Source organism: Haladaptatus sp. W1, from assembly GCF_001723155.1.
GTDB classification, from domain to species: Archaea; Halobacteriota; Halobacteria; order Halobacteriales; family Haladaptataceae; genus Haladaptatus; species Haladaptatus paucihalophilus.
The window spans coordinates 1-2,322 of the sequence record NZ_MEIH01000204.1; the positions used below are offsets into that span (position 1 = coordinate 1).

Here is a 2,322-nt window from a genome sequence, read left to right on the forward strand (position 1 = left end):
CAGCCGCCCTTCTTTCCTTGCCGGGCGGCGGCCACACCCGCGGTCATGTTGTCGCCCACGTAGCGCCAGTACTTGTAGTTCTGCGTGGCGCGCACCCGTCCGAGCCAGCGGTCCGCGTTCGCCATGTAGCCGTAGGCGTCGGCGAGTTCCCGCCCCTCGTAGTCCTTCGGGAGGTTGTCCTCTATCCAGTTCAGCATGTTGTCGGGCGTCTCGTCCACGTCGTAGGAGGCCTTCAGCGCGCCCTCGGCGTCCTGTTTCTTGATGAGGTCGTCGAGGAAGTCGAAGATGCCGCTGGTCGTGTCGCGCTCGCCCGTCACCACGTCGTCGCGGGTCAGTTTCCCGTTCGTGGTGGCGACCGCTTGCAGGTCGTTGATCGCCGAGCGAAGGTCGCCGCTGTCGTTTTCGGCGATGGCTTCCAGCGCTTCGGATTCGTACTCGATGTTCTCCTGTCGGCAGATGTCGCGGAGCGCGGGGACGATGCTTCGCGCCGACACGTTCCGGAACTCGATGGTCTCACAGGCGTTCCGGAGCGAGTTCGACATATCGTAGAACTCGTTGGCGATGAGGATGAGCGGCTGGTTTGCGGATTTCACCACGTCCGTGATGGCCCGCGAGCCGCCGCGGTCGGCGTTGTGCGTCAGGTTGTCCGCCTCGTCCATGATGACGACCCGTCGCCCCGCCGTCCCGCCGGTGAGGGTCCCGCTCTTCGCCGCCTCGCCCGCGACGCGCTTTACGACGTCGCCCGTGCGCTGGTCGCTGGCGTTCAACTCGATGGTCGGCCAGCCCATGTCGTTCGCCAGCGCGTGGGCCGCCGAGGTCTTTCCGACGCCGGGGCTGCCGTGGAGGATGACGGCATCCCCGTGGTCCTCCCACGTGTCGGCCCATTGTTTCAGTTTGTCTCGGGCCTTGTTGTTCCCCCGAACCTCCGACAGCGTGGTCGGGCGATATTTCTCCGTCCAGTCGGTCATTACTGACCGAAACTGGGGGGTCCCGAAACTTAACGATACGGTTGTCGTGCCGAACGACGACCCCAAATCCGTCAGCGTATCGACCGCGAATCCGTCAGCGAATTTTCCGTCCCGACCCAGTTCCGCCCGAGCTGTTCTGCGACCGCGTACGTCGTCCCCGATTCGCCGAAGGGGTCGAGTACGAGATCGTCCTTGTCCGACGTCGCCCAGACGATTTTCCGGAGGAGCTCCTCGGGCTTCCGCGCCGGATGGTCGGTCCGTTCGTTGCTCTCGTTGTTCACGGCCGGCACGTCGATGACGTCCCGCGGTTTGACCTCTCTCCACGTTCGGGTCCCACTCGTAGCCCGCCTCGTTGCCGAAGAGCGATGTCTGCCTCTGCTCACGCATGGGGTACTCCTTCGCGTGGCTGTTGTACGGGATGCGGACCCGGTCCATCCGAAACGTGTACTCCTCGCTCTTTCTGAGCCAGCGGATGCTCTCGTGCGAACGGGTCCATCCGCCGTTCCCCATCTGGGGCTTGTTTCGGTACGACCAAACCAGCCACTGGGGCGAGTCGTACCAGTCACACTCGCGCACGAGTCGATAGAAGGTGCATCCCCTCGTCGCTCGATACGCCCCCTTCTCGACGGAACCCCCGAGGACGGCCGACGACGGATACCGGCGGCCGATTTCGGATACTATCTGAACCACGATTCAAATCACCAACGTTATCTGAACTGGATTTCAATCAGTCGGGTGATGGAAGAGACGACTCGAATCAGACGCCTGCTCACCGACGAACTCGGGGAGTGTTGTGACGCGGACGTCGAACGACGACTCGGCGAGTTGGAATCGCTCGCCGATACCGCGTTCGGAGACGATGCGGTCCGGCCCGTCTTCGCGGTTCTCGGAAACAAGACGCGATACCGACTCACGCGTGCGCTCGTCGCCGCAGACGACGAACTCTGTGTTTGTGAACTCGAACCGCTCGTGGACGTGAGCGAGAGCGCCGTGAGCCATGCACTTTCTGACCTCGTTGCCGCCGGTCTCCTCGTTCGCAGAAAGGAAGGGAACTGGCGCTACTACGCGGCCACCTCTCTCGCCGCGGAACTGTTCGCGACGGCCGAAAGCGAGGTGAACGACGCGTGAGCGACGACCTGGGCGTTCTCGACCGCTATCTCACCGTCTGGATCGGACTCGCAATGGCCGTCGGAATCGCGCTTGGACGATTCGTCCCCGGTGTTGCCGACGTTCTCAACGCGGTCACGTGGCACGGCACGAGCCTACCAATCGCGCTCGGTCTGTTCGTGATGATATTCCCGATTATGGCCGAAATCGACTACGCTCGAATCCCCCGTGTCACGCGGACGGCCCG

General features: G+C 63.3%; 5 protein-coding genes. 3 read left to right on the forward strand and 2 right to left on the reverse strand.

The window, feature by feature from the left end; all coding sequences use genetic code 11:
- A partial coding sequence (locus tag BG842_RS09920) for a replication factor C large subunit (protein ID WP_069450626.1) occupies window positions 1-968 on the reverse strand: 968 nt, incomplete at its 3' end.
- 71 nt (window positions 969-1,039) lie between these two features.
- Window positions 1,040-1,258, reverse strand: coding sequence for a site-specific DNA-methyltransferase (locus BG842_RS31380; RefSeq protein WP_254663029.1), 219 nt, complete (start codon window positions 1,256-1,258; stop codon window positions 1,040-1,042).
- Between the two features lie 95 nt (window positions 1,259-1,353).
- On the opposite strand from BG842_RS31380, the gene BG842_RS31385 reads away from it, so the two are divergent.
- From BG842_RS31385 to BG842_RS09935, 3 genes are all read left to right on the forward strand, one after another.
- Window positions 1,354-1,554 carry a hypothetical protein gene (locus BG842_RS31385; RefSeq protein ID WP_254663030.1) on the forward strand — a complete coding sequence of 67 codons (201 nt, stop codon included), beginning with the start codon at window positions 1,354-1,356 and terminating at the stop codon, window positions 1,552-1,554.
- A 152-nt stretch (window positions 1,555-1,706) separates the two neighbouring features.
- Window positions 1,707-2,096 carry a metalloregulator ArsR/SmtB family transcription factor gene (locus BG842_RS09930; protein WP_069450627.1) on the forward strand — a complete coding sequence of 130 codons (390 nt, stop codon included), beginning with the start codon at window positions 1,707-1,709 and terminating at the stop codon, window positions 2,094-2,096.
- The coding region (locus BG842_RS09935) for an arsenic resistance protein (RefSeq protein WP_394327470.1) at window positions 2,093-2,322 on the forward strand (230 nt) is incomplete at its 3' end. The genes BG842_RS09930 and BG842_RS09935, both read left to right, overlap by 4 nt.

What these genes read in the sequence shown, in the direction of transcription:
- BG842_RS31385 (WP_254663030.1), top strand. Translation starts at nt 1,354, where the DNA reads ATGGGGTACTCCTTCGCGTGGCTGTTGTACGGGATGCGGACCCGGTCC.
- BG842_RS09930 (WP_069450627.1), top strand. Translation starts at nt 1,707, where the DNA reads ATGGAAGAGACGACTCGAATCAGACGCCTGCTCACCGACGAACTCGGG.